The sequence below is a fragment of the Streptococcus sp. GMD4S genome (assembly GCF_000296955.1).
On sequence record NZ_AJRE01000034.1, the window covers coordinates 14,050 to 38,073 of the forward strand.

General features: G+C 41.6%; 21 protein-coding genes. 16 read left to right on the top strand and 5 right to left on the bottom strand.

Annotation, left to right across the window (positions count from 1 at the left end; genetic code table 11):
- Nucleotides 1–452 precede the first annotated feature (452 nt).
- From GMD4S_RS02965 to GMD4S_RS03005, 9 genes are all read left to right on the top strand, one after another.
- Nucleotides 453–1,913, top strand: a complete 1,461-nt coding sequence (locus tag GMD4S_RS02965) for an aminotransferase class I/II-fold pyridoxal phosphate-dependent enzyme (protein ID WP_000732146.1) — start codon at nt 453–455, stop codon at nt 1,911–1,913.
- A complete protein-coding gene (speE, locus tag GMD4S_RS02970) occupies nt 1,914–2,774 on the top strand; it encodes a polyamine aminopropyltransferase (protein ID WP_000366713.1) in 861 nt (286 codons plus the stop codon).
- The gene (locus tag GMD4S_RS02975; RefSeq protein ID WP_000088786.1) at nt 2,771–4,030 is read left to right on the top strand and encodes a saccharopine dehydrogenase family protein; all 1,260 of its coding nucleotides are present in this window, start codon (nt 2,771–2,773) and stop codon (nt 4,028–4,030) included. Before speE ends, GMD4S_RS02975 begins: the two co-directional genes overlap by 4 nt.
- Nucleotides 4,030–5,157 carry a carboxynorspermidine decarboxylase gene (gene nspC / locus GMD4S_RS02980; RefSeq protein WP_000764344.1) on the top strand — a complete coding sequence of 376 codons (1,128 nt, stop codon included), beginning with the start codon at nt 4,030–4,032 and terminating at the stop codon, nt 5,155–5,157. The genes GMD4S_RS02975 and nspC overlap by 1 nt, the downstream gene beginning before the upstream one ends.
- Entirely contained in the window at nt 5,154–6,239 is a 1,086-nt protein-coding gene (gene aguA / locus GMD4S_RS02985; RefSeq protein WP_000969475.1) for an agmatine deiminase, read from the top strand. Before nspC ends, aguA begins: the two co-directional genes overlap by 4 nt.
- A 9-nt stretch (nt 6,240–6,248) precedes the next feature.
- Entirely contained in the window at nt 6,249–7,124 is an 876-nt protein-coding gene (gene aguB, locus GMD4S_RS02990; protein WP_001246712.1) for an N-carbamoylputrescine amidase, read from the top strand.
- A gap of 144 nt (nt 7,125–7,268) precedes the next feature.
- Nucleotides 7,269–8,006: a TraX family protein gene (locus tag GMD4S_RS02995; RefSeq protein ID WP_000759211.1), complete on the top strand. Its 738-nt coding sequence runs from the start codon at nt 7,269–7,271 to the stop codon at nt 8,004–8,006.
- A gap of 106 nt (nt 8,007–8,112) precedes the next feature.
- On the top strand, nt 8,113–8,811 hold the full coding sequence (locus GMD4S_RS03000) for a response regulator transcription factor (protein WP_000146576.1): 699 nt from the start codon (nt 8,113–8,115) through the stop codon (nt 8,809–8,811).
- Nucleotides 8,811–9,689, top strand: coding sequence for a sensor histidine kinase (locus tag GMD4S_RS03005; RefSeq protein WP_000639366.1), 879 nt, complete (start codon nt 8,811–8,813; stop codon nt 9,687–9,689). Before GMD4S_RS03000 ends, GMD4S_RS03005 begins: the two co-directional genes overlap by 1 nt.
- A 38-nt stretch (nt 9,690–9,727) precedes the next feature.
- On the opposite strand, the gene GMD4S_RS03010 is transcribed toward GMD4S_RS03005, so the two are convergent.
- The 3 genes from GMD4S_RS03010 to GMD4S_RS03020 form a co-directional block, all read right to left on the bottom strand.
- Complete coding sequence (locus GMD4S_RS03010) at nt 9,728–10,480, bottom strand: ABC transporter permease (RefSeq protein WP_000581970.1); 753 nt, start codon at nt 10,478–10,480, stop codon at nt 9,728–9,730.
- A 10-nt stretch (nt 10,481–10,490) separates the two neighbouring features.
- Complete coding sequence (locus tag GMD4S_RS03015; RefSeq protein WP_000859671.1) at nt 10,491–11,399, bottom strand: ATP-binding cassette domain-containing protein; 909 nt, start codon at nt 11,397–11,399, stop codon at nt 10,491–10,493.
- Nucleotides 11,400–11,542: 143 nt separating this feature from the next.
- Complete coding sequence (locus tag GMD4S_RS03020) at nt 11,543–12,352, bottom strand: Cof-type HAD-IIB family hydrolase (RefSeq protein WP_000593598.1); 810 nt, start codon at nt 12,350–12,352, stop codon at nt 11,543–11,545.
- 146 nt (nt 12,353–12,498) lie between these two features.
- Between GMD4S_RS03020 and GMD4S_RS03025 the strand changes: the two genes are divergently transcribed.
- The 5 genes from GMD4S_RS03025 (at nt 12,499) to GMD4S_RS03045 (ending at nt 21,600) form a co-directional block, all read left to right on the top strand.
- Nucleotides 12,499–12,960 carry a MarR family winged helix-turn-helix transcriptional regulator gene (locus GMD4S_RS03025; RefSeq protein ID WP_000049864.1) on the top strand — a complete coding sequence of 154 codons (462 nt, stop codon included), beginning with the start codon at nt 12,499–12,501 and terminating at the stop codon, nt 12,958–12,960.
- On the top strand, nt 12,953–13,372 hold the full coding sequence (locus GMD4S_RS03030) for an EVE domain-containing protein (protein ID WP_001138486.1): 420 nt from the start codon (nt 12,953–12,955) through the stop codon (nt 13,370–13,372). The genes GMD4S_RS03025 and GMD4S_RS03030 overlap by 8 nt, the downstream gene beginning before the upstream one ends.
- 106 nt (nt 13,373–13,478) lie before the next feature.
- Nucleotides 13,479–16,754, top strand: a complete 3,276-nt coding sequence (rexB, locus tag GMD4S_RS03035; RefSeq protein WP_000772312.1) for an ATP-dependent nuclease subunit B — start codon at nt 13,479–13,481, stop codon at nt 16,752–16,754.
- A complete protein-coding gene (gene addA, locus GMD4S_RS03040) occupies nt 16,751–20,404 on the top strand; it encodes a helicase-exonuclease AddAB subunit AddA (protein ID WP_000802716.1) in 3,654 nt (1,217 codons plus the stop codon). The genes rexB and addA overlap by 4 nt, the downstream gene beginning before the upstream one ends.
- A 17-nt stretch (nt 20,405–20,421) precedes the next feature.
- Entirely contained in the window at nt 20,422–21,600 is a 1,179-nt protein-coding gene (locus tag GMD4S_RS03045; protein WP_001130899.1) for a hypothetical protein, read from the top strand.
- A 33-nt stretch (nt 21,601–21,633) separates the two neighbouring features.
- On the opposite strand, the gene GMD4S_RS03050 is transcribed toward GMD4S_RS03045, so the two are convergent.
- Nucleotides 21,634–21,990 carry a type II toxin-antitoxin system PemK/MazF family toxin gene (locus tag GMD4S_RS03050; RefSeq protein WP_000560798.1) on the bottom strand — a complete coding sequence of 119 codons (357 nt, stop codon included), beginning with the start codon at nt 21,988–21,990 and terminating at the stop codon, nt 21,634–21,636.
- Complete coding sequence (mazE, locus tag GMD4S_RS03055; protein ID WP_001028395.1) at nt 21,974–22,189, bottom strand: type II toxin-antitoxin system PemI/MazE family antitoxin; 216 nt, start codon at nt 22,187–22,189, stop codon at nt 21,974–21,976. Before mazE ends, GMD4S_RS03050 begins: the two co-directional genes overlap by 17 nt.
- 215 nt (nt 22,190–22,404) lie before the next feature.
- Here mazE and ylqF point away from each other — a divergent pair, with 215 nt between their 5' ends.
- Complete coding sequence (gene ylqF, locus GMD4S_RS03060) at nt 22,405–23,256, top strand: ribosome biogenesis GTPase YlqF (protein WP_000201303.1); 852 nt, start codon at nt 22,405–22,407, stop codon at nt 23,254–23,256.
- Nucleotides 23,243–24,022 carry a ribonuclease HII gene (locus GMD4S_RS03065; RefSeq protein WP_000207521.1) on the top strand — a complete coding sequence of 260 codons (780 nt, stop codon included), beginning with the start codon at nt 23,243–23,245 and terminating at the stop codon, nt 24,020–24,022. The genes ylqF and GMD4S_RS03065 overlap by 14 nt, the downstream gene beginning before the upstream one ends.
- Nucleotides 24,023–24,024: the final 2 nt, after the last annotated feature.

Sequence of the window (24,024 nt, forward strand, 5' to 3'; positions counted from 1 at the left end):
TCTTTAAAAAAGTTTCACAAAATCCTTTACAAGCTCTTGTAAACATGATATAGTTATAAGGCTTAGAAAATGAGAAGATGTTTTCTAGCAAATATAAACCCGAGTAAAAAATGCCTACGGACAGGCAGGGTTGAATGCCGAAGCGTGGTTGAAAAGCCACATTATTGATAGGGTTAAAAGCCTACTTTTATAAGTTGATGTTAGGACACTTGTCCTAATTCATAAATTTTAGTGTGGTGAAAGCACACGTCATCTTGTGAAACGATCAATAAAGTACGTAATATTTGCTACTAGAGAGTTAGGAAACATCAGGAACAGACATACTCAACAGAAACCAAAATACACACGTCAGAAGATTGCAGAGCAGGTGAAAACCTGCTCTTTTTTCATAAGTCAACCTTTAGTCGCCTTTATCTTCTTGAGGTGCTAAAAATACGGTAAAGGAGTATGTCTTGAAGAAGTTAGATCAAAACCAAGCCCCAATTTACGAGGCTTTGGTCAAACTACGCAAGAAAAGGATTGTCCCCTTTGATGTGCCAGGTCACAAGCGTGGACGAGGAAATCCAGAACTTGTCGAACTGTTAGGAGAAAAATGTGTTGGCATTGATGTCAATTCTATGAAACCCTTGGATAATCTTGGTCATCCCATTTCGATTATTCGGGATGCGGAGGAATTAGCTGCGGATGCTTTTGGTGCAGCCCATGCCTTTCTCATGATTGGGGGAACAACCTCATCAGTTCAGACCATGATTCTTTCCACCTGTAAGGCAGGAGATAAGATTATTCTGCCACGTAATGTTCACAAATCTGCTATCAATGCGCTGGTTCTATGTGGTGCCATTCCCATCTATATCGAGATGAGTGTGGATCCTAAAATCGGTATCGCTTTAGGTCTTGAAAATGACCGTGTTGCACAGGCCATTAAGGAACATCCAGATGCTAAAGCTATCCTAATCAACAATCCTACTTACTATGGGATTTGTTCAGACCTCAAGGGTTTAACGGAAATGGCTCACGAAGCTGGCATGATGGTTTTAGTGGATGAAGCCCATGGAGCGCATTTGCATTTTACAGATAAATTGCCGCTGTCTGCTATGGATGCTGGCGCTGATATGGCGGCGGTCTCTATGCATAAGTCTGGTGGGAGTTTGACCCAGAGCTCCATCCTTCTTATCGGGGAGCAGATGAATCCTGAGTACGTTCGTCAGATCATTAACCTGACCCAGTCTACATCTGCCTCTTACCTACTTATGTCTAGTTTGGATATTTCTCGTCGCAACTTAGCCCTTCGTGGCAAAGAGTCTTTTGAGAAAGTCATTGAACTATCTGAGTATGCTCGTCGTGAAATCAATGCTATCGGTGGTTATTATGCCTACTCAAAAGAGCTCATAGACGGTGTGTCTGTTTGTGATTTTGACGTGACCAAGCTGTCCGTTTACACTCAGGGTATTGGCTTAACAGGTATCGAAGTTTATGACCTCCTGCGAGACGAATACGACATTCAGATCGAATTTGGTGATATTGGGAATATCTTAGCTTATATTTCGATTGGTGACCGCATCCAAGACATCGAACGTTTGGTCGGTGCTTTGGCGGATATCAAGAGACTCTACTCAAGAGATGGAAAAGATTTGATTGCTGGAGAATATATCCAGCCCGAGTTAGTGCTGTCTCCTCAGGAAGCCTTTTATTCAGAGAGAAGAAGTTTCACCTTGGATGAATCTGTTGGACATGTCTGTGGGGAATTTGTCATGTGCTATCCTCCAGGCATCCCAATCCTAGCACCAGGTGAACGCATTATACGAGAAATTGTAGACTATATCCAATTTGCCAAAGAACGTGGTTGTTCCCTCCAAGGAACGGAAGATCCAGAGGTCAATCACATCAACGTCATTAAGAGAAAGGAGAACTAGATGGATCTATGGTTTTCTGAAGTTCATACTCCAGATGTTAAATTGTCCTTGAGAACTGCAAAGCAACTCTATGCTGGAAAAAGTGAATGGCAGGATATCGAAGTATTAGATACGCCAGCTTTTGGAAAGATATTGATCTTAAATGGGCATGTCTTGTTTTCAGATGCAGATGATTTTGTTTACAATGAAATGACCGTTCACGTTCCCATGGCTGTCCACCCAAATCCAAAGAAAGTCTTGGTTATTGGGGGTGGTGACGGTGGTGTTGCCCAAGTATTAACCCTCTATCCTGAACTGGAGCAAATCGATATTGTGGAACCAGATGAGATGTTGGTTGAGGTCTGTCGTGAGTATTTCCCAGACTTTGCTGCAGGGCTAGATGATCCTCGTGTTACCATTTACTACCAAAATGGGCTACGCTTTTTGAGAAACTGTGAGGATGATTACGATATCATTATTAACGATGCGACGGATCCATTTGGACATACGGAAGGGCTCTTTACCAAGGAATTTTACGGGAACAGTTACAGAGCCTTGAAAGAAGACGGCATCATGATCTATCAGCATGGGAGTCCCTTCTTTGACGAGGATGAGTCAGCTTGCCGAAGCATGCACCGCAAGGTCAATCAAGCCTTTCCAATCAGCCGGGTTTATCAGGCACATATCCCAACCAGTCCTGCAGGCTATTGGTTGTTTGGATTTGCATCGAAAAAATATCACCCTGTTAAAGATTTTGACAAGGAAGGCTGGAAAAAACGCCAGCTTTTCACAGAATACTACACTGCAAACTTACACGTGGGAGCCTTTATGTTGCCCAAGTATGTTGAGGACATTTTAGAAGAAGAGGAAGGAAAAAAATGAGTCGCTTATTAGTTATTGGATGTGGGGGTGTTGCCCAAGTTGCTATTTCAAAGATTTGCCAAGATAGCGAAACCTTTACAGAGATTATGATTGCTAGCCGCACCAAGTCGAAATGTGATGACTTGAAGGCTAAATTAGAAGGGAAAACAAGTACAAAGATTGAAACAGCTGCTCTTGACGCTGACAAGGTTGAAGAAGTGATTGTTTTGATTGAAAGCTACAAACCAGAAGCTGTTTTGAACGTAGCTCTGCCTTATCAAGATTTGACCATTATGGATGCTTGCTTGGCAACAGGTGTCCACTATATCGATACCGCCAACTACGAGGCAGAGGATACAGAAGATCCTGAGTGGCGCGCTATCTATGAGAAACGTTGTAAGGAACTTGGTTTTACAGCCTACTTTGACTACTCGTGGCAGTGGGCTTATCAGGAGAAATTTAAAGAAGCGGGCTTAACTGCTCTTCTCGGTTCTGGTTTCGACCCAGGTGTGACCAGTGTCTTTTCAGCTTATGCTCTCAAACACTATTTTGATGAAATCCACTATATCGACATTCTAGACTGTAATGGTGGTGACCACGGTTATCCATTTGCGACAAACTTTAACCCAGAAATCAATCTCCGTGAGGTTTCTGCGCCAGGTTCTTACTGGGAAGATGGAAAATGGGTCGAAGTCGAAGCCATGTCAATCAAGCGTGAGTACGATTTCCCTCAGGTTGGACAAAAAGACATGTATCTCCTTCACCACGAAGAAATTGAATCATTGGCCAAAAACATTCCTGGAGTCAAACGGATTCGTTTCTTTATGACTTTTGGCCAATCTTATCTAACGCATATGAAATGCTTGGAAAACGTTGGTCTTCTTCGTACGGATGCTATTAACTTTAATGGACAAGACATTGTGCCAATCCAATTTTTGAAAGCCTTGCTTCCAGATCCAGCCAGCCTTGGTCCACGCACAGTTGGTAAAACCAATATCGGTTGTATCTTTACAGGTGTAAAAGATGGTGTTGAAAAGACCATCTACATCTACAATGTTTGCGACCATCAGGAATGTTACGCCGAAGTTGGTTCACAAGCAATTTCTTACACCACTGGAGTTCCAGCTATGATTGGGACAAAATTAGTGATGAATGGTACTTGGAAACAACCTGGAGTCTATAACCTTGAAGAATTGGATCCAGATCCATTCATGGAAGCTTTGAATGAGTATGGATTACCTTGGGTTGTGGTTGAAAACCCGCAAATGGTGGACTAATGAAGTTAGAACAAGTACCCACACCAGCTTATGTCATTGACTTGGCCAAGTTAGAAGCAAACTGTCGCATTCTAAAATATGTACAAGAAGAAGCTGGATGCAAAGTTTTACTTGCCCAAAAGGCTTATTCCCTCTATAAAACCTATCCCTTGATTAGCCAGTATCTATCTGGTACGACGGCTAGTGGACTTTATGAAGCTAAGCTGGCTAGAGAAGAGTTTCCGGGGGAAGTCCATGTCTTTGCTCCAGCTTTCAAGGATGCAGACTTGGAGGAATTGCTGGAAATAACGGACCATATCGTCTTCAACTCAGAGAGACAGTTGCGTAAACATGGACCTCGTTGCCGAGAGGCTGGTATCAGTGTCGGTTTGCGCCTCAACCCTCAATGTTCTACCCAAGGTGATCACGCGCTCTATGACCCTTGTGCTCCGGGATCTCGGTTTGGAGTTAGCCTAGACAAGATACCGAGTGATTTGTTGGATTTAGTGGACGGACTTCATTTTCATACTCTTTGTGAGCAAGGTTCAGATGATTTAGAGACAACTTTGAAAGCAGTAGAAGCGCAGTTTGGACCCTATTTGTATCAAGTTAAATGGCTCAATATGGGTGGTGGACACCACATCACCAGAGAAGACTACGATGTGGATTTGCTGATTTCAGAAATCAAGCGTATCCGAGAAACTTACAATCTTGAAGTCTATATCGAGCCGGGTGAAGCTATTGCGCTCAATGCGGGTTCTCTAGCAACTGAAGTATTGGACATTGTCGAAAACGGTATGGATATTTTGGTTTTAGATGCCTCTGCGACCTGCCATATGCCAGATGTACTTGAAATGCCCTATCGTCCACCTCTGAGAAATGGATTTGAACCGCAGGAAAAAGCCCATACCTATAGACTTTCTTCTAATACCTGCCTGACGGGTGATGTGATTGGTGATTATAGTTTTGAAAATCCAGTCCAAATCGGTGATAGACTTTACTTTGAAGACATGGCTATTTACTCCTTTGTCAAAAATAATACCTTTAATGGTATTGGCTTGCCAAGTCTCTATCTCATGGACGAGCAGGGAGACTGCAGCTTAGTCAAAGCCTTCGGTTATCAAGACTTTAAAGGGAGGTTATCATGATGGACAGTCCAAAGAAATTAGGCTATCGTATGCCAGCAGAGTATGAACCCCATCATGGCACCCTCATGATATGGCCGACTCGACCAGGTTCATGGCCTTTTCAAGGAAAGGCTGCAAAAAAAGCATTTAGCCAAATTATCAAGACCATAGCAGAAGGGGAAAGAGTCTATCTTTTGGTGGAGCAGGACCATCTATCTGAAGCCCAATCCTATCTTGGAGAAAAGGTTGTTTATTTAGATATTCCTACTAATGATGCCTGGGCGCGTGATACGGGGCCGACTATTCTTGTCAATGATAAAAGAGAAAGATTGGCAGTCGATTGGTCTTTTAATGCCTGGGGTGGTGCTGTCGATGGTCTTTATCAAGATTATGAAGAGGATAACCAAGTAGCCAGTCGTTTTGCAGAAGTTTTAGAGATACCTGTTTATGATGCCAAACCTTTTGTACTGGAAGGCGGCGCGATCCATAGCGATGGTCAAGGGACCATTCTTGTGACTGAAAGCTGCTTACTCAGTCCTGGACGCAATCCCCACCTGTCTAAAGAGCAAATTGAAAACACCTTATTAGAGAGCCTTGGCGCTGAAAAAGTTATTTGGCTTCCTTATGGTATTTATCAGGACGAAACCAATGAACACGTTGACAATGTTGCAGCCTTTGTTGGTCCTGCAGAACTTGTTTTAGCTTGGACAGACGACAAAAGCGATCCTCAGTATGCCGTGTCTGCAGCTGATCTTGTGCTTTTAGAAAAAGAAACAGATGCAAAAGGGCGTACCTTCACCATTCATAAATTGCCAATCCCAGCGCTTCATCAAGTTGTAACCGAAGAGGATTTGTCAGGCTACATCTATGAAGAAGGGGAAGAAGAGCGTTATGCAGGTGAACGTCTTGCAGCTTCCTATGTCAATTTCTATATTGCAAACAAGTCTGTCTTAGTGCCCCAGTTTGAGGATGTAAACGACCAAGTGGCCCTAGATATCCTCAGCAAGTGTTTCCCAGACCGTAAGGTCGTAGGAATTCCAGCCAGAGATATTCTCTTAGGTGGTGGCAATATTCACTGTATCACCCAACAAATCCCAGAATAGGAGAAAAAGATGAGAAATGTAAAAGTTGCAGCGATCCAGATGCAATGCGCCAAGGATGTGGCGACAAATATCCAAACAGCGGAACGTCTAGTACGTCAAGCTGCAGAACAAGGCGCACAAATTATTCTCTTGCCCGAGTTGTTTGAACGTCCCTATTTCTGTCAGGAACGCCAGTATGACTACTACCAGCATGCTCAGTCGGTGACAGAAAATACAGCCATTCAGCATTTTAAAACCATTGCCAAGGAGCTAAAGGTCGTTTTACCCATCAGTTTCTACGAGAAAGATGGCAATGTCTTGTATAACTCAATCGCCGTCATTGATGCTGATGGAGAAGTGCTGGGCGTTTATCGGAAGACCCACATACCAGATGATCATTATTATCAAGAAAAATTTTACTTTACGCCTGGTAACACTGGTTTCAAGGTCTGGGATACTCGCTATGCTAAGATTGGGATTGGCATCTGTTGGGATCAATGGTTTCCTGAAACGGCGCGCTGTCTTGCGTTGAATGGGGCAGAATTGCTCTTTTACCCAACCGCTATCGGTTCAGAGCCTATCTTAGATACGGATAGTTGCGGTCACTGGCAACGTACCATGCAAGGGCACGCAGCAGCAAATATTGTCCCAGTCATTGCAGCCAATCGTTACGGTTTGGAAGAAGTCACTCCTAGTGAGGAAAATGGCGGACAGAGTTCTAGTCTTGACTTCTACGGTTCCTCCTTTATGACGGATGAAACAGGAGCTATTCTAGAGAGAGCTGAAAGACAAGGAGAAGCTGTTCTGTTAGCAACTTATGACCTTGATAAGGGAGCAAGCGAGCGCCTAAATTGGGGACTGTTTCGTGATAGAAGACCCGAAATGTACCAACGAATTACGGACTAGAAGGTAAATTTCATAATAAACATTTAATATTCATGCCTGTCTTACAAAAATGTAAGATAGGCTTTTTAAATGTAAGATAGGTGTACGATTATACGCGGAAATGTATGCTATACTCTATGTAGATAAAAAAGAAAGAGGTTTATTATGAAAAAATGGAATGCGACACAGTTGAAGTATCTGATGGCGGCAGTAATGGTTCTGGACCATATCCCTCATATCACCGGGATCGTTTCTCCTTTGTGGGAAGGTATCTTTCACGCCTTGACCCGTTGTGTGGGAGTTTGGTTTGCGTATATGGCTATGGAAGGTTTTATCTATACTCGAAACTTGAAAAACTACCTCATCCGTCTCTGGTCTTGGGCGCTGATCATGTTTGCTGGAAATAGCCTTCTCAATACTCTGTTTGCCTCTAAGGGTGTAATGGTTACTAATAATATTTTCTTGACTTTGGCCATCGGTGTCACCATGCTTTGGATTGGTTTTCCCAGAAAAGAGTTGGATAAAAAGGAGAAGTTGTGGCGTCGTATTGGGCTTGCTGGGCTCTTGATTTTCGGGTGTCTTTTTACCGAGGGTGGCATCACCATGCTACCATTTCTCTTGATTAGTTACTCTTGTCGAAATCGCAAGGGCTTGCGAAATCTCCTCTATGCCTTTCTGTGGGCCTTCTTGTTAGTGACTTCCATCCAAATTTACGACACTTGGCACCAAACACTGGAAATGATGCTTTACAATTCTGACTGGCTCTTTATCACCGTATTTCCTTTTATGGCTTTGTATAATGGACAGCGAGGAAAAGAAACTAGTTGGAGTAAATATTTCTTTTATATTTTCTACCCAGCTCATCTATGGATTATAACTTTGATTGCTTATTTGCTTAAGTAGATTCAATATCCATTAGCTCCTTCTTGCTTAAAATGCGAGAGGAGCTTTTCTGTATCTGGAATTCCCAACAAAACATGTTATAATAGTTTTAGAAAGGACGAGGTTTATGGCGAGCATACTTGTAATTGAAGATAATAATGAAATCCAGGAAATCTTAAGAACCCTTCTTGCAGAGGAACACGAGGTGATTCAAGCATTTTCTGGGACAGAAGGTATCATGCAATTTGACAAAGGTGGCATTGATCTCGTTTTGCTAGATATCATGCTCCCTGGGAAAAATGGCGACCAAGTCTTGCAAGCTATTCGACAAACTAGTCAGACTCCGGTCATCATGCTTACTGCTTTAGGTGATAAAAAGCTCATCAGCCAATATCTACTAGACGGTGCCAATGATTATGTGGTAAAACCTTTTGATTTGGACGAAGTCTTTGCCAGAGTCACCGTGCAATTACGCCAAAGTGGTGAACATCAGTCAGGAGATCGAAGAGAAATTGATAACTTCGTACAAAGCTTTAAAAATATCCAGTTCGATGCGGATAGTTTTGAAATAAGTAACGCAACTGAAACCATTCGCCTTGCAAAGAAAGAGTGTCAGATTCTCCAAATGTTGCTCCAGTACCCTAAAAAGATCTTCACCAAGGAAGAACTCTATGAATTGATTTGGGAAGAAAGTTACCTGCCTGGAGACAATACGCTCAACACCCATCTAAGCAATCTCCGTAAAAAACTGCATCAACTGGATCCAAATCACGAGTACATCGAAACCGTTTGGGGAGTTGGTGTTCGATTAAAAGGAGATAAGTAATGATTTACATTTTGATATCTATATTGCTCCTCATTAACATCATTTTGGCGATTTCTTTGATTCGCTATCATATAGCAATTAGAGATTTAAGCAGACAAATCGAAGAAAAGATTCGCTCTGGTAGCATGAAGAGGATCGGTGTAAATTTCTTTTCAAAGACCATTTTGCGTCTACATAACCAAATTGAGAATCTATTTCAAGAAGTGGAGCAAAACCAGCTAATCATGAAGCGTGAAAAACGCACCCTAGATATGGCAATCAGTAACATTGCTCATGATATTCGGACACCTTTAACAATCGCTTCAGGATACACTCAGCAACTAATAAAACACCCCGATAATAGTTCAGAAACCTTAAATAAAATAGCCCATCATCAGGATTTGGTTTCCAAACGGTTGGAGGCTCTCCTCGAATACCGTCATTTGATGGAAGGCGCAGTCAAACCGAAACTGGAAGAACCTGATTTATCAACTTTTATAACGAAAAAGACTTTAGCTTATTACGACGTTTTTCAATCTTCACATATTGTTCTTGATTTTAACGTTGAACCAGGATTGAAAACGACGACTGATGAGGACTTGCTTGATCGAATTATACAAAACCTCCTTGGAAATGTTCTCAAGCACGGCAAGGAGAAGGCTCGACTTTCCTTGAAAAAGGAAGAAAATAGACTTGTTTTGGAAATTGATAATCTAGTCAAAAAACCTATCAAGAATATAGACAATCTCAGCAATCGTTTTTATTCTGAAAATATGTCAGATACCGAAGAATCCTCTGGTTTAGGTCTCTATATTACTGAGGAATTAGTTCATCTTCTTGGAGCGGATATGAAGCTAGCCACTGATGGAGAATGGTTTTCAGTCTTTATTTATCTTTAACAGAAGAAACCTCCTCTATATCCTAGAGGAGGTCCTTTTTATAAGCTTTTCTTCTTGAAAATAATCAGTCCACTGAAAGAGAAGAAAAGTATGACTGTTACGCAAACCGTGATGGTATAGAGAATAGCTTGACTATTAGTGGTCATAGCATAGGCAAAATCTAGAATTAAATATCTAAGAATTTCAATGTCTGGGAAAACAAGAATTGGAATAGAAAGGACGATAGAGCTAATCAGATAACCAATAAATACGGCAAGATAAGAATGAGTTAGGTAGAGAATAAAGGAGACAATCGAAAGCCAAGCGAGAAGGCATAGAAATTGAAGGGAAATCGTCAAGAGGAGATTAGTAACAAAACCATCAGGTATTGTACCAAGTCCATTTAGTAGAGTCGCGGGAATAAAGGCAATCACAAGACTTGTGATGAGTTGTAAGAGAGCGATACTTGCTAGTACAAAGAATTTAGCAAGGAAAAATTCTGTACGAGAAACACCAACTGTCAAACTATTTTTATAAAGCTTGCCGATTAGATCGACCCCAAGAACTAAACACACTAGAATAATACAGAGGAAAACGAGGTTTGAGCCGTTATTTGACGCGTTGATTAGAGCTTCTATCCCATTCCAACCATGGGTAGGAAGCTCAGGTGGTGCTGCTTGAACTGACATTAGATGCCCTGTAGCGCCAATAGTAGCACCCAGTAACATAAGTACAAAGAGAATGAATTCTGTAATCCAGAATCCTTTGGAGCGGAAAAGACGGTAAAAATCTGCTTGAATGGTATGTATCATGATTTTTCTCCTATTCTACCAATTGGGTGAAGTATTCTTCTAGGTTTTGACGGGCAAAGTAAATCTCATCAATAGCAACATCGGACAAAGTTAGTTGCTTGAGAATCTGTTTAACATCTTGTTCATTACCAAAGATATGGATTTCATTTTCAGGGTTTACAACCTTAAACTGGAGCTGGATTTGTTCTTTCAATACCTGACAAGCTCTTTCTTTATCACTTGTTTTAAGCACAATATAATCCTCACTCAGTGTTTCAAATTCAGCTTTACTGATTTCACGGATAATCTTACCTTGATCCAGAATACCAAAGCGATTAGCTAAGAGATAGAGTTCTGACAAGATATGACTAGAGATGAGTATAGTTATGCCTTTTTCTTGATTGAGTCGCTGGATCATGAGACGAAATTCTTTGATTCCAATCGGATCGAGACCATTAATAGGTTCATCAAGAATCAGGAAGTCGGGTTTTGTTAGGAGGGCAATGGCGATACCAAGTCTTTGTTTCATTCCTAGTGAGAAATCACGAAAGACTTTTTTACCTGTATCTGACAAGCCAACATAGTCCAAGGTCTCCTGAATCACCTTATCAGCATTTGGAATATGACGTATCATACAATAATATTTAAGGTTTTGATAAGCTGTCAAGTGATTGTGAGCTACAGGTGATTCGATAACTGAACCTACTCGAGATAAGGCCTTGGTCCACTCATTTTGTTCTTGGCTAGAGAAGAGGGAAACTGTACCTTTGTCCGCAAACAATAATTGAGTAATTATTTTGATAAGAGTAGTTTTACCTGCTCCGTTTTTTCCAATTAGACCATAAATATCTCCCTCTTTTATGGTTAGACTAAGATCTTGAAGAATAGCTTGGTTAGCAAATTGTTTGGTCAGTCCATGAATTTCGAGTACTGTTTTCATGATTTTCTCCTTTTGATTTATTTTTCTAACTTTAGTATAAGGTATAGAAATCAAAGAAACATCAAGTAATTCTAAAGAGTTTCTAAAGTTTTGTAATTCTTAAAAGAAACAAAACCCAGTTGATATGAACTGGGCTTTTTTTACTATAAAATATACTTCTCAATGGCACGCGCAACGCCGTCTTCTTCGTTGCTGGCTGTAACGTCATTAGCAAGGGATTTGACATGGTCGCTGGCATTTCCCATTGCAATGCCAAGTCCTGCAAACTGAAGCATTTCGATATCGTTATTGGCATCGCCCATGGCCATAATTTCTGAGGGCTCGATCTTCAAAATCGCTGCTAGTCGAGAAAGAGCAGTAGCCTTTGTCGTTCCAAGTGGCATGGCTTCATAAATGACAGGCTGTGAACGAACTCCGCTAAATCGTTGGCAGAGTTCCTCAGCAAACCGTTGCTCAAAATCGTCTGTTTGCTCTTTGGTTCCTAAAAACATACCTTGGAACATTCGATATTTGCCACTGGTCGCCTCCTCAAGGGAGATTTCAGTCAGGTCTGAAAAGACTAGCTTGGCATCATTTTGAACGATTTGATTGGGCTTGCCACCGAGGACAAAATAATGTTCCTCATCAAAAAGAGTTAACTGGACGTCGCTTTTTTCAGCTAGGTCATAGAGGTATTCGATGTCAGCTGGACTGAGTTCTTGCCAGTCCACTAGACTCCAGTCACTGGTCTGGTGGGTTGAACAACCGTTATTGACAATAACATACTCATTCTGAAGGTCCAGTCCTAGTTTTTTATAGTAGGGAAGGACACCGAAAAGCGGGCGACCTGTACAGAGAACCAGTTTGACACCTTTTTCAATGGCTTGGTGAATGGCAGTGATGTGGGCTTGCGGGATTTCCTTAGCTTCATTGAGGAGGGTTCCGTCCATATCCAAGGCTAGTAGTTTAATCATAAGACTTCCTTTTCTAGGTGTTTTGCTTTTATTATAGCATATAGACTATGAAATGTCTGACAGAATTGTAACATTTGACTTTCCTTTTCTTGAAAAACAAAATAAATTCATTTATAATATGTATACTTAATATTTAAGGAGAAATAATGTCAAAGTATCAATTTAATTCAATTTATAAAAACGATGAAACAGAGTCTACAGGTCTTCTGTTCATCAAAGTCTACAACAAGTGGGAAAGCAACTTAAAAAGAGTTTTGAAATCAGTTGGTCTTACTCTGCCTCAATTTATCGTTTTGACTTCGCTTTTGTTTCTGTCTAATAGAGAGGAATATGTAACGCAAGTTGATATCGCTCGGTTCACTGGTATGGATGTCATGACGGTTTCCCAGATTGTTAGGCTACTGGAGAAGAAGGACTACATTAAACGCGATCAACATCCAAAGGATAGTCGGGCAAAACTGGTCTCAGTGACGAAGTCTGGCGCAGAGAAGGTCAATCAAGCTTTACCTTTAGTAGAAGGGGTTGATGAAGAATTTTTTGAAAAACTATCTAACGATAGAGAAGTTTTTAATCGTTTGTTAGTAGAGTTGGAGGATAAAAATGCCTAGATATTGGGTTGGAGTTGTTTCAAAGAACCATGTTTTAAGAGGAGTTGAAGGGAATTTTTGCCAGGTCTGTCATGGAAAGGGCGGCCCCTTAAACCGTATGAAAAAAGGTGACTATTTTTTATACTATAGTCCAAAATACGATATGAACGGTCAAGATAAGTTACAGGCTTTTGTGGCCGTAGGTAAAATTACAGATGACAAAGCCTATCAAGTAGAGCAGTTCGAAGGATTCTTTCCCTTTAGACGAAATGTCGAGTATTATCAACCAGTCAAAGATTGCTCCATAGAAATAGCTAGACAACATCCTGAATGGAAAGACTATACTTCTCGACTTCGTTATGGACATTTTGAAGTTTCCAAAGACTTTTTCCTCTATATCTTTCAGCATATGAAAGTGGATGATGAAGGATGATTGATTTGCTAATTAAATGATTGTCAACTAGAATTTTGGATTTGGACTGTGAAGCGAACTTTGCTATAATAGAGTAAGAAACTTTGATAAACCAAACGAGGCAGAGATGAAATTACTTTATACTGATATTCGGACTTCTTTGACAGATATTTTAACCAGAGAGGCAGAAGAGCTAGTTGCTGCTGGCAAGCGGGTCTTCTACATCGCCCCCAACTCTCTTTCATTTGAAAAAGAACGCGCCGTGCTGGAATGCTTGTCCCAGCAGGCTTCTTTTGCGATTACCGTCACGCGTTTCACTCAAATGGCTCGTTACCTAATCTTGAATGATTTACCAGCTAATACCAGTCTGGATGATATCGGGCTTGGGATGGCTTTTTATAAGTGTCTTGCGGAACTCGATTCCAAGGACTTACGTGTTTATGGTGCGATTAAGCAGGATCCTCAATTTATCCAGCAGTTGATTGAACTTTATCATGAGATGACGACTGCTCAGATGAGCTTTTTGGACTTAGAAAGTTTGACGGATGAGGACAAGAGAGCAGATTTACTCTTGATTTTTGAGAAAGTAACAGCCTATCTCAATCAAGGTCAGTTGGCTCAGGGAAGTCAGTTGTCCCATTTGATTGAGGCTATTGAGAATGGCAAGGTAAGTAGTGATTTCAGTCAGATTGCCTTGGTTATTGATGGATTTACTCGTTTTTCTGCCGAGGAAGAGCGTGTAGTGGATCTACTTCATCGAAAAGGTGCCGAGATTGTTATTGGGGCCTGTGCAAGCAAGAAAGCCTATACCAGTCCGTTCTCTGAAGGGAATCTCTACCAAGCCAGTGTGGAATTTCTTCATCATTTGGGGGCAAAATACCAAACGCCTGCTCAGGATCGTTCTCAGATACATGAGAAGATGGATTGTTTTGACAAGGCCTCTCGTTTGCTGGAGTCTTCTTATGACTTTTCAGAACTCGCTTTAGATGTTGATGAGAAGGACCGTGAAAACCTGCAAATCTGGTCTTGTTTGATGCAAAAAGAGGAGTTGGAGCTGGTAGCTCGCGCTATTCGTCAGAAATTACATGACAATCCAGATCTGAGTTACAAGAATTTCCGTATTCTGCTGGGGGATGTGTCTTCTTACCAGTTATCACTGAAAACCATTTTTGACCAGTACCAGATTCCTTTCTATCTTGGTAGAAGTGAATCCATGGCTCACCACCCTTTGACTCAGTATGTCGAATCTATTTTGCGTTTGAAACGTTACCGTTTCCGTCAGGAAGATTTGATTAATCTCCTCAGAACTGGTCTGTATACTGACCTTAGCCAAGCGGATATTGATGCTTTCGAGCAATATCTCCGCTATCTTGGTATCAATGGCTTGCCAGCTTTTCAGCAGACCTTTACCAAATCCCACCATGGAAAATTTGATTTAGAGCGTTTAAATTCTCTTCGTCTGCGCGTTTTGGCGCCACTTGAAACCTTATTTGCCAGTCGAAAACAAAAGGCTGAAAATCTCTTGCAAAAGTGGAATACTTTTCTAAAAAATGCTGCTTTAAGCAAGCAGATGCAAGAATTGACAGCTACTATGGAAACACTAGAACAGGAAAGACAAGCCGAAGTTTGGAAAGCCTTCTGCCATGTTTTAGAACAATTTGCGACCGTTTTTTCCGGTTCACAAGTTAGTCTAGAGGACTTCCTGTCCTTGCTTCATTCTGGGATGAGTTTGTCCCAGTATCGCACCATTCCAGCAACTGTTGATACTGTTCTGGTGCAGAGTTACGATCTGATTGCCCCTCTGACCGCTGACTTTGTCTACGCCATTGGGCTGACTCAGGATTATTTACCCAAAATTGCGCAAAACACCAGTCTGTTAACAGACGAAGAAAGACAAAGCCTAAACCAAGCAACTGAGGAGGGAGTGCAATTACTGATTGCAAGTAGCGAAAATCTCAAGAAAAATCGCTATACCATGCTTTCTTTAGTCAATGCTGCTCGTAAGCAGTTGGTGTTGTCAGCTCCAAGTCTCCTCAATGAAAATGAGAGCAAGGAATCGGCCTATCTTCAGGAACTGGTGAGTTTTGGATTTAGCCGAATAGAGAAGAAGATTCATCAAAAAAGTCTGTCTAAGGATGATATGGGTTCTTATCACAGTCTTTTGTCTAGTCTGGTTGCCTATCACCAGCAGGCAGGTTCAAGTGAAAATGAAAAAGATGTCACCTTTGTCAAGGTTTTGGCTCGTGTCATGGGGAAAAAACTAGATCAAAAAGGTCTTACAAATCCTGCACTCCCAACTAGTCCAAGCAGCAAGCCATTAGAGAAAGAGACCTTGCAGGCTCTCTACCCTGCTGACAAGGAGTTTTACCTGTCTACTTCTGGTTTGACAGAATTTTACCGCAATGAATACAGTTATTTCCTCCGTTATGTCTTAGGTTTGCAGGAAGAATTGCGCCTGCGTCCAGATGCTCGCAGTCACGGGAATTTCTTGCACCGTATTTTTGAACGTGCCTTGAAACTACCTGCTGAAAATTCCTTTGATCAGCGTTTGGAGCAAGCTATCAAGGAAACCAGCCAAGAACGCGAATTTGAAGCTATTTATCAGGAAAGTTTGGAAGCCCAGTTTACCAAGGAAGTTCTACTTGATGTCGCGCGAACTACGGGCCACATCCTTCGTCATAATCCAGCTATCGAAACCATTCAAGAGGAGGCAACATTTGGTGGTAAAGATCAAGCCTTTATTCAATTGGATAATGGTCGCAGTGTCCATGTGCGAGGCAAGGTTGACCGTATTGACCGCCTGAAAGCTGATGGAGCGCTAGGAGTGGTGGACTATAAGTCTAGTTTGACCCAATTCCAGTTTCCTCATTTCTTTAATGGGCTTAATTCCCAACTGCCTACCTATCTTGCTGCCCTAAAAAGAGAAGGGGAGCAGAACTTTTTCGGTGCCATGTACTTGGAAATGGCTGAGCCTGTCCAATCTTTATTAGCTGTTAAAAGTCTGGCAGGAGCAGTAGCAGAAGTCAGCAAGTCTATGAAATACCAGGGACTCTTTTTAGAGAAAGAAAGCAGTCACTTGGGCGAATTTTACAACAAAAACAAGGCTAATCAGCTGACAGACGAGGAATTCCAGCTCTTATTGGACTACAATGCCCATCTTTACAAGAAGGCAGCTGAGAAGATTTTACAAGGTCAGTTCGCCATCAATCCATACACAGAGAATGGCAGAAGTATTGCCCCATACGTTCAACAACATCAGGCTATTACTGGCTTTGAAGCAAACTACCATCTAGGTCAAGCTCGTTTTCTAGAGAAGTTAGAGCTAGCTGATGGCAAACGACTGGTCGGAGAAAAACTCAAGCAAGCTTGGTTTGAAAAAATGAGAGAGGAGTTGAATCGATGAAGCCTATTTCCTTTTTAACTGAGGAAGAAATTAAAAAATTGCAAGAAGCAGAAGCGAGTTCGAGCAAGGAACAAAAGAAAACTGCCGAGCAAATCGAAGCCATTTATACCGAAGGGCAAAATATCCTTGTTTCAGCCTCTGCTGGTTCAGGGAAGACCTTTGTTATGGCCGAGCGCATTTTGGATCAATTGGCGCGAGGTGTGGAAATCAGCCAACTCTTTATCTCGACCTTTACCGTCAAGGCTGCTACTGAACTCAAGGAACGTTTGGAGAAAAAAATCAGCCAACAAATCCAAGAAACCGATGATCTCGATCTCAAACAACACTTGGGACGTCAATTGGCAGATCTACCAAACGCTGCCATCGGAACCATGGACTCTTTCACACAAAAATTCCTTGGCAAGCATGGTTATCTGATTGATATCGCACCGAATTTCCGTATTCTACAAAATGAAAGTGAACAGTTACTCTTAAAGAACGAAGTTTTTCATCAAGTTTTTGAAGAGCATTATCAAGGTGAGAATAAAGAGAAATTTAGTAGTTTGGTGAAGAACTTTGCTGGGCGTGGCAAGGATGAACGTGGTCTGCGCCAACAAGTCTACAAAATCTATGACTTTTTACAATCCACCAGCAGTCCCCAAAAATGGCTGAGCGACTCTTTTCTCAAAGGGTTTGAAGAAGCTGACTTTGCAATTGAAAAAGACAAACTGACCGAGCAAATCAAGCAGGCGCTTTGGGATTTGGAAAGCTTCTTCCGTTATCATCTGGATAACGATGCCAAGGAGTTTCCAAAAGCTGCCTATTTAGAAGCTGTGCAAGATGTTTTGGATGAAATTGGCTCCTTAAATCACGAGTCCGATAGTCAGACTTATCAAAAAGTTCTTTCACGTGTTGTCGCTATCTCGAAGGAGAAAAATGGTCGGGCTCTTGCTAACTCTAGTCGAAAGGCTGATTTGAAGCCACTTGCAGATGCTTATAACGAGGAGAGAAAATCCCAGTTTGCAAAACTTGGACAACTAGCAGACCAGATAACGATTCTCGACTATCAAGAACGTTTTCATGAAGACACCTGGGAGTTAGCTAAAACTTTTCAAAACTTTATGAGCGATTTTGTGGAGGCTTATCGTGAACGTAAACGCCAGGAAAATGCCTTTGAATTTGCTGATATTAGCCATTACACCATTGAAATTTTAGAGAATTTCCCACAAATTCGTGAGGCATATCAGGAACGTTTCCATGAAGTCATGGTCGATGAGTATCAGGATACCAACCACATTCAAGAACGAATGCTGGAATTGTTATCTAATGGTCAAAATCGCTTTATGGTGGGGGATATCAAGCAGTCCATCTACCGTTTCCGTCAGGCAGACCCGCAGATTTTCAATGAAAAATTCCAAAGCTATGCGCATAATCCTAAAGAGGGGAAGTTGATACTCCTCAAGGAAAATTTCCGTAGCAGTTCAGAAGTGCTATCAGCAACCAATGATGTTTTTGGACGCCTTATGGACCAAGAGGTCGGCGAAATCAACTATGATAGCATGCACCAGCTTGTTTTTGCCAATACCAAACTAACTCCCAATCTAGACAACAAGGCAGAATTTCTCCTCTACGATAAGGACGATAGTGGGCAAGAGGAGGAAGAAAGTGATGCAGACACGAAACTCACAGGAGAAATGCGCTTAGTCATCAAGGAAATCCTAAAGCTCCATCAAGAGAATGGTGTAGCCTTTAAGGAAATTGCTCTTTTGACTTCCAGTCGCAGTCGTAATGATCAGATACTCCTCGCTCTGTCAGAGTATGGAATTCCTGTGAAAACAGACGGAGAGCAGAATAATTACCTCCAATCCCTAGAAGTGCAAGTCATGTTGGATACCCTTCGTGTCATCCACAATCCTCTCCAAGACTATGCCTTGGTTGCCCTTATGAAGTCTCCAATGTTTAGCTTCGATGAGGACGAGCTGGCACGTTTGTCCCTTCAAAAAGCAGCTGATAAAGTACAAGAGAATCTTTATGAGAAACTGCTTCATGCTCAAAAACAAACAGCTGAGCAGAAAGAGTTAATTCACAAACCTTTAGAGGAAAAACTAAATCAATTCATGGATATTTTGGATTCTTGGCGCTTATATGCCAAAACCAACTCCCTTTATGACCTGATTTGGAAGATATACAACGATCGTTTTTACTATGATTATGTCGGAGCTTTGCCTAACGGTCCTGCCAAACAAGCCAATCTCTATGCTTTAGCTTTGAGAGCAGACCAGTTTGAAAAGAGTAATTTCAAGGGCTTGTCTCGTTTTATTCGTATGATTGACCAGGTTTTGGAAGCACAGCATGATCTTGCAAGTGTAGCCGTCGCACCGCCTAAAGATGCAGTGGAACTCATGACCATTCACAAGAGTAAAGGTTTGGAGTTTCCTTATGTCTTTATCCTCAACATGGATCAGGACTTCAATAAGCAAGACTCGATGTCAGACGTTATTCTCAGTCGTAAAAATGGGCTTGGTGTCAAATACATTGCCAAGGTGGAAACAGGAGCAGTAGAAGCCCACTATCCGAAAACCATTAAACTCTCCATTCCTAGCCTCACTTATACGCAAAATGAAGAAGAGCTACAACTGGCTAGCTATTCTGAGCAAATGCGTCTACTGTATGTTGCTATGACACGGGCTGAGAAAAAGCTCTATCTTGTCGGTAAGGGCTCTCGTGAAAAGCTAGAAGCCAAGGAGTATCCAAGATCTGAAAACGGAAAACTCGATAAACATACCAGACTTCAAGCCAAGAATTTCCAAGATTGGATCTGGGCGATCACTAAAGTATTTGCCAAAGACCATCTCAACTTTAGCTATCGTTTTGTTGGTGAAGACCAGCTGACCAGAGAAGCTATCGGAGAATTGGAAAACAAGAGCCCTCTACAAGATAGTTCTCAAGCAGACAATCGCCAGTCAGAAACTATCAAAGAAGCTCTGGAAATGCTAAAAGAAGTAGAAGTCTATAATACTCTTCACCGTGCGGCTATTGAACTTCCTAGCGTCCAAACTCCTAGCCAAATCAAGAAATTCTACGAACCAGTAATGGATATGGAAGGGGTACAAATTGCTAACCAAACCAAATCAACAGAGAAGCAAATCAGCTTCGATTTACCAGATTTTTCAACTAAAGAAAAGGTAACTGGAGCTGAGATTGGTAGTGCCACTCACGAACTCATGCAGAGAATTGACCTTAGTCAGCGACCAACACTTGCTAGCCTGAAAGATACTCTCAAACAAGTTCAGACTAGTCCAGCTGTAAGAGACAAGATCAATCTTTCTAAAATTCTCGCCTTCTTTGAAACACCACTTGGTCAGGAAATTCTCGCTAATACCGGCCATCTCTATCGCGAGCAACCTTTTTCTATGCTCAAGCGGGACCAGAAGAGTCAAGAAGACTTCGTTGTCCGTGGGATCTTGGATGGCTATCTGCTTTATGAGGATCGCATCGTTCTTTTTGACTACAAGACTGACCGTTATGATCAACCAAGTCAACTCATAGACCGCTACCGTGGTCAGTTAGCCCTATACGGAGAGGCCTTATCTCGAGCCTATTCGATTGAAAATATTGAAAAATACTTGATTTTACTCGGCAAAGACGATGTTCAAGTTTTAAAAGTATAATCTAGAAAGGAGACCTCATGCCACTTCCAGTTAGAAAATCCTTGCACGATGCGGTTTTACAGGCTTCAAAAGCCGATACTTGGGATCAAGCTACCAAGGAATGGAATGAAGTTTCCTTGATTTTTAATGGCATTGGCCGTAGTAATTGTGTCTGCGGGAACGCCATAAAATACACCTACGAACTCTTTAACGGAGTTACAGGCCAACGTCTCTTCCCTATAGGAAGCGACTGTGTTCGCCATTTTCATCGTATTAGCCTCGATCAGCAACTGGAAGAGGAAGAAAGACTACTCAGAAAAGTTGAAAACCTAACCAGAAAGGCCCAGAAAAAGGAAAAAATCAATATCAATAAAAGCGATTTTGACGAAAAACTTCTAAAATGGTTTTGGGAAAAAGGTATTTTCAAAGCCAATCGTGGCAATCAATTCGCACCTGAGAGAGACTATCAGATCTTCCTAGAAGTCTTTCAAGGTGGAAGTTGGACCAAGGCAGAGCCAAAAAAGAAGGCTCGTCTGGAAGAAGTCCTTGAAAAGTGCATCAAACCCTTTCTATTTGGTAAGTCTGATGACCACCTATACCTTATCAAGCTAGGTAAGGAGAAAATAGATTACGAGCAGCATTTACGGATTCAGGCAGAGAAGGAACGCAAGAAAAGAGATAAAATCGCCAAGCAATACGCTGACAACCTCATTCTTGCCATGGGTCCTGCAGAACGAGCCTATCAAGATTACTTTGGCTTTACAGAATCCTTGACCCAAGAAGAACGAAAGTGGGAGAAAATCCTCTTTGGTAAGAATAGAGACGAACGGGCTATCAAGGCTAAACAAAACCAAAAGGAGTTGGAAAAGGATCAGCGAATTGCAAATCAAGATCCTATTGAACGAAAGCAGAAGCAGACTTGGCTTCTCAATTCCTATTTTCGGGATTTGCCTGATGAAAAATCCAGATTTTCTCGGCTCCTATTAGAATATCGAAAAAGTGGAGAAGTACGCTTTTCAGATGATTACTTATCTAAGCATCTCATCGACTTTTTTTACAAGATGAAGGCCTTTGAGTTTGAAATTGCACCAGAACAAGTCCGCGATTTTCTAAAAGAATGCCTTCAAGCAGAGCATCTATCATCAGCACAAGAAAGCTGGACTAGAGGGATTCTCTTCAATTGTCTTCATCCGTTTTTAGATAGGTTACTCATATAGAATAAATCCTACCTTGTCTATGCATGGTAGGATTTAAGTATCTCCAAAGATGTACTGGTAAAGTTGGACGACTTTCTGAAAACATTGTGTGTCCATTCTTGTTATTTTTTGAGCATTACGCATCCGAAAATCAAAGGTATACAGTTGAAATGGATTGACAGCGCCATCTACCTTGTCCGACGAGACAGGAACGAGCAAGCCTTTTTCTGCCAAGCGTTGTTGGCCATGAGTGATGGGACAGACAGCCACAAAACCAGTTTGCAAGGCATATTCTCTCCTAGAAACTACCAAGGCAGGTCGCCGTTTCTGGATTTCTCGACCGACTGATGGATCAAAGTCCAGCCAAATGATATCCTGCTTTTCAGGAATATAGTCAGATTTCGCTATCAAGTGACCTTACCCCTTCAAAATCATTTGTCATTCTCAAATCAGTAATCCCATCAAAAGGATCTTTCAACTTTGGAGCTAAGACAATGACTCCGTCAATCCCTTTGTAGACAACCATTTCTTGACCTTCTGTCATCCCCAAATTTTTAGGAATAGTCACAGTGAGCGAATTCCCCACCTTCCGAGTCTTTACTATATTCATCGCTCTACCTCCACGAAATTGTATACACCAAGTATATACCTGTTGGCAAAAAAAGTCAAGTAAATCCTGACTGGTATCAAGGATGTTTCGCACCTATACTATTTGTCATTTATTGTGGTCAAAGCCTGTGCAAAAGTTCCTAATTTATGATAGAATAGGTAGTAAGAAAGAAAACGTTTTTACTACGTTTTTTTTAGTCGGAAGGGGAAAATATTATGGCTACTATTCAATGGTTTCCGGGTCACATGTCTAAGGCTCGGCGGCAAGTTCAGGAGAATTTAAAATTTGTTGATTTTGTGACGATTTTGGTGGATGCTAGGCTACCTTTATCTAGTCAAAATCCTATGTTAACTAAGATTGTTGGGGATAAACCAAAGCTTTTGATTTTGAATAAGGCAGATCTGGCTGACCCCGCAATGACCAAAGAATGGCGTCAGTATTTTGAATCACAGGGAATTCAAACTCTGGCTATCAACTCCAAAGAGCAAGTGACTGTAAAAGTTGTGACGGATGCCGCTAAAAAGCTCATGGCTGATAAGATTGCACGCCAGAAAGAACGAGGTATCAAGATCGAAACCTTGCGGACCATGATTATCGGAATTCCAAATGCCGGTAAGTCAACTCTCATGAACCGTTTGGCTGGGAAAAAGATTGCAGTTGTCGGCAATAAACCAGGTGTTACCAAGGGGCAACAGTGGCTCAAAACCAACAAAGACCTTGAAATTTTAGACACACCAGGGATTCTTTGGCCTAAGTTCGAAGACGAAATCGTCGCTTTGAAACTAGCCTTGACTGGAGCAATTAAAGATCAACTACTCCCAATGGATGAAGTGACCATTTTTGGTCTTAATTATTTCAAAAAACATTATCCAGAAAAGCTAGCTGAACGCTTCAAACAAATGAAGATAGAAGAAGAAGCACCTGTTATCATCATGGATATGACCCGTGCCCTTGGTTTCCGAGACGACTACGACCGCTTTTACAGCCTCTTCGTCAAGGAAGTCCGTGATGGAAAACTCGGTAACTACACCTTAGATACATTGGACGACATCGATGACGACGATTAAAGAAATTAAAGAACTTCTTGCCACTGTCAAAGAATTAGACAATCCCCTTTTTCTTGAACTGGAAAAGGATCCTCGTTCTGGGGTTCAAAAGGAAATCAACAAGCGTAAAAAAGTCATACAGGCTGAACTGGATGAGGACCTTCGTTTGGAAACTATGCTTTCTTATGAAAAGGAACTGTATAAGCAAGGATTGACCTTAGTAGCAGGTGTTGACGAGGTAGGCCGTGGTCCTCTGGCTGGCCCTGTAGTTGCTGCAGCTGTTATTTTACCTAAAAAATGTAAGATTAAAGGCCTCAACGATAGCAAAAAGATCCCCAAAAAGAAACATCTGGAAATTTATGAAGCCGTTCAAGACCAAGCCTTGGCAATAGGTATTGGTATCATGGATAATCAGATCATTGATCAAGTCAATATCTATGAAGCGACCAAACTGGCCATGAAAGAAGCAATCTCCCAGCTCAGTCCCCAACCTGAGCACCTCTTGATAGATGCCATGAAACTGGAGTTGCCGATTTCACAAACCTCCATCATCAAAGGAGATGCAAACTCTCTCTCGATCGCAGCTGCATCTATAGTGGCCAAGGTGACACGGGATGAATTGATGAAGGGCTATGATGTTCAATATCCTGGATATGATTTTACAGCTAATGTAGGATATGGAACGGCAAAACACTTAGAAGGACTTGACAAACTAGGAGTTACCCCTATTCATCGTACCAGTTTTGAACCGATAAAATCACTGGTTGTAGCAAATAAAGAAAGTTAAGT

What these genes read in the sequence shown, in the direction of transcription:
- mazE (WP_001028395.1), bottom strand. Translation starts at nt 22,189, where the DNA reads ATGAATATAGTAAAGACTCGGAAGGTGGGGAATTCGCTCACTGTGACT.
- GMD4S_RS03015 (WP_000859671.1), bottom strand. Translation starts at nt 11,399, where the DNA reads ATGAAAACAGTACTCGAAATTCATGGACTGACCAAACAATTTGCTAAC.
- aguA (WP_000969475.1), top strand. Translation starts at nt 5,154, where the DNA reads ATGATGGACAGTCCAAAGAAATTAGGCTATCGTATGCCAGCAGAGTAT.
- GMD4S_RS02975 (WP_000088786.1), top strand. Translation starts at nt 2,771, where the DNA reads ATGAGTCGCTTATTAGTTATTGGATGTGGGGGTGTTGCCCAAGTTGCT.
- GMD4S_RS03010 (WP_000581970.1), bottom strand. Translation starts at nt 10,480, where the DNA reads ATGATACATACCATTCAAGCAGATTTTTACCGTCTTTTCCGCTCCAAA.
- GMD4S_RS03045 (WP_001130899.1), top strand. Translation starts at nt 20,422, where the DNA reads ATGCCACTTCCAGTTAGAAAATCCTTGCACGATGCGGTTTTACAGGCT.
- aguB (WP_001246712.1), top strand. Translation starts at nt 6,249, where the DNA reads ATGAGAAATGTAAAAGTTGCAGCGATCCAGATGCAATGCGCCAAGGAT.
- GMD4S_RS03000 (WP_000146576.1), top strand. Translation starts at nt 8,113, where the DNA reads ATGGCGAGCATACTTGTAATTGAAGATAATAATGAAATCCAGGAAATC.
- GMD4S_RS02995 (WP_000759211.1), top strand. Translation starts at nt 7,269, where the DNA reads ATGAAAAAATGGAATGCGACACAGTTGAAGTATCTGATGGCGGCAGTA.
- ylqF (WP_000201303.1), top strand. Translation starts at nt 22,405, where the DNA reads ATGGCTACTATTCAATGGTTTCCGGGTCACATGTCTAAGGCTCGGCGG.
- GMD4S_RS03025 (WP_000049864.1), top strand. Translation starts at nt 12,499, where the DNA reads ATGTCAAAGTATCAATTTAATTCAATTTATAAAAACGATGAAACAGAG.
- rexB (WP_000772312.1), top strand. Translation starts at nt 13,479, where the DNA reads ATGAAATTACTTTATACTGATATTCGGACTTCTTTGACAGATATTTTA.
- GMD4S_RS03030 (WP_001138486.1), top strand. Translation starts at nt 12,953, where the DNA reads ATGCCTAGATATTGGGTTGGAGTTGTTTCAAAGAACCATGTTTTAAGA.
- addA (WP_000802716.1), top strand. Translation starts at nt 16,751, where the DNA reads ATGAAGCCTATTTCCTTTTTAACTGAGGAAGAAATTAAAAAATTGCAA.
- GMD4S_RS03005 (WP_000639366.1), top strand. Translation starts at nt 8,811, where the DNA reads ATGATTTACATTTTGATATCTATATTGCTCCTCATTAACATCATTTTG.
- nspC (WP_000764344.1), top strand. Translation starts at nt 4,030, where the DNA reads ATGAAGTTAGAACAAGTACCCACACCAGCTTATGTCATTGACTTGGCC.
- GMD4S_RS03065 (WP_000207521.1), top strand. Translation starts at nt 23,243, where the DNA reads ATGACGACGATTAAAGAAATTAAAGAACTTCTTGCCACTGTCAAAGAA.
- GMD4S_RS03020 (WP_000593598.1), bottom strand. Translation starts at nt 12,352, where the DNA reads ATGATTAAACTACTAGCCTTGGATATGGACGGAACCCTCCTCAATGAA.
- speE (WP_000366713.1), top strand. Translation starts at nt 1,914, where the DNA reads ATGGATCTATGGTTTTCTGAAGTTCATACTCCAGATGTTAAATTGTCC.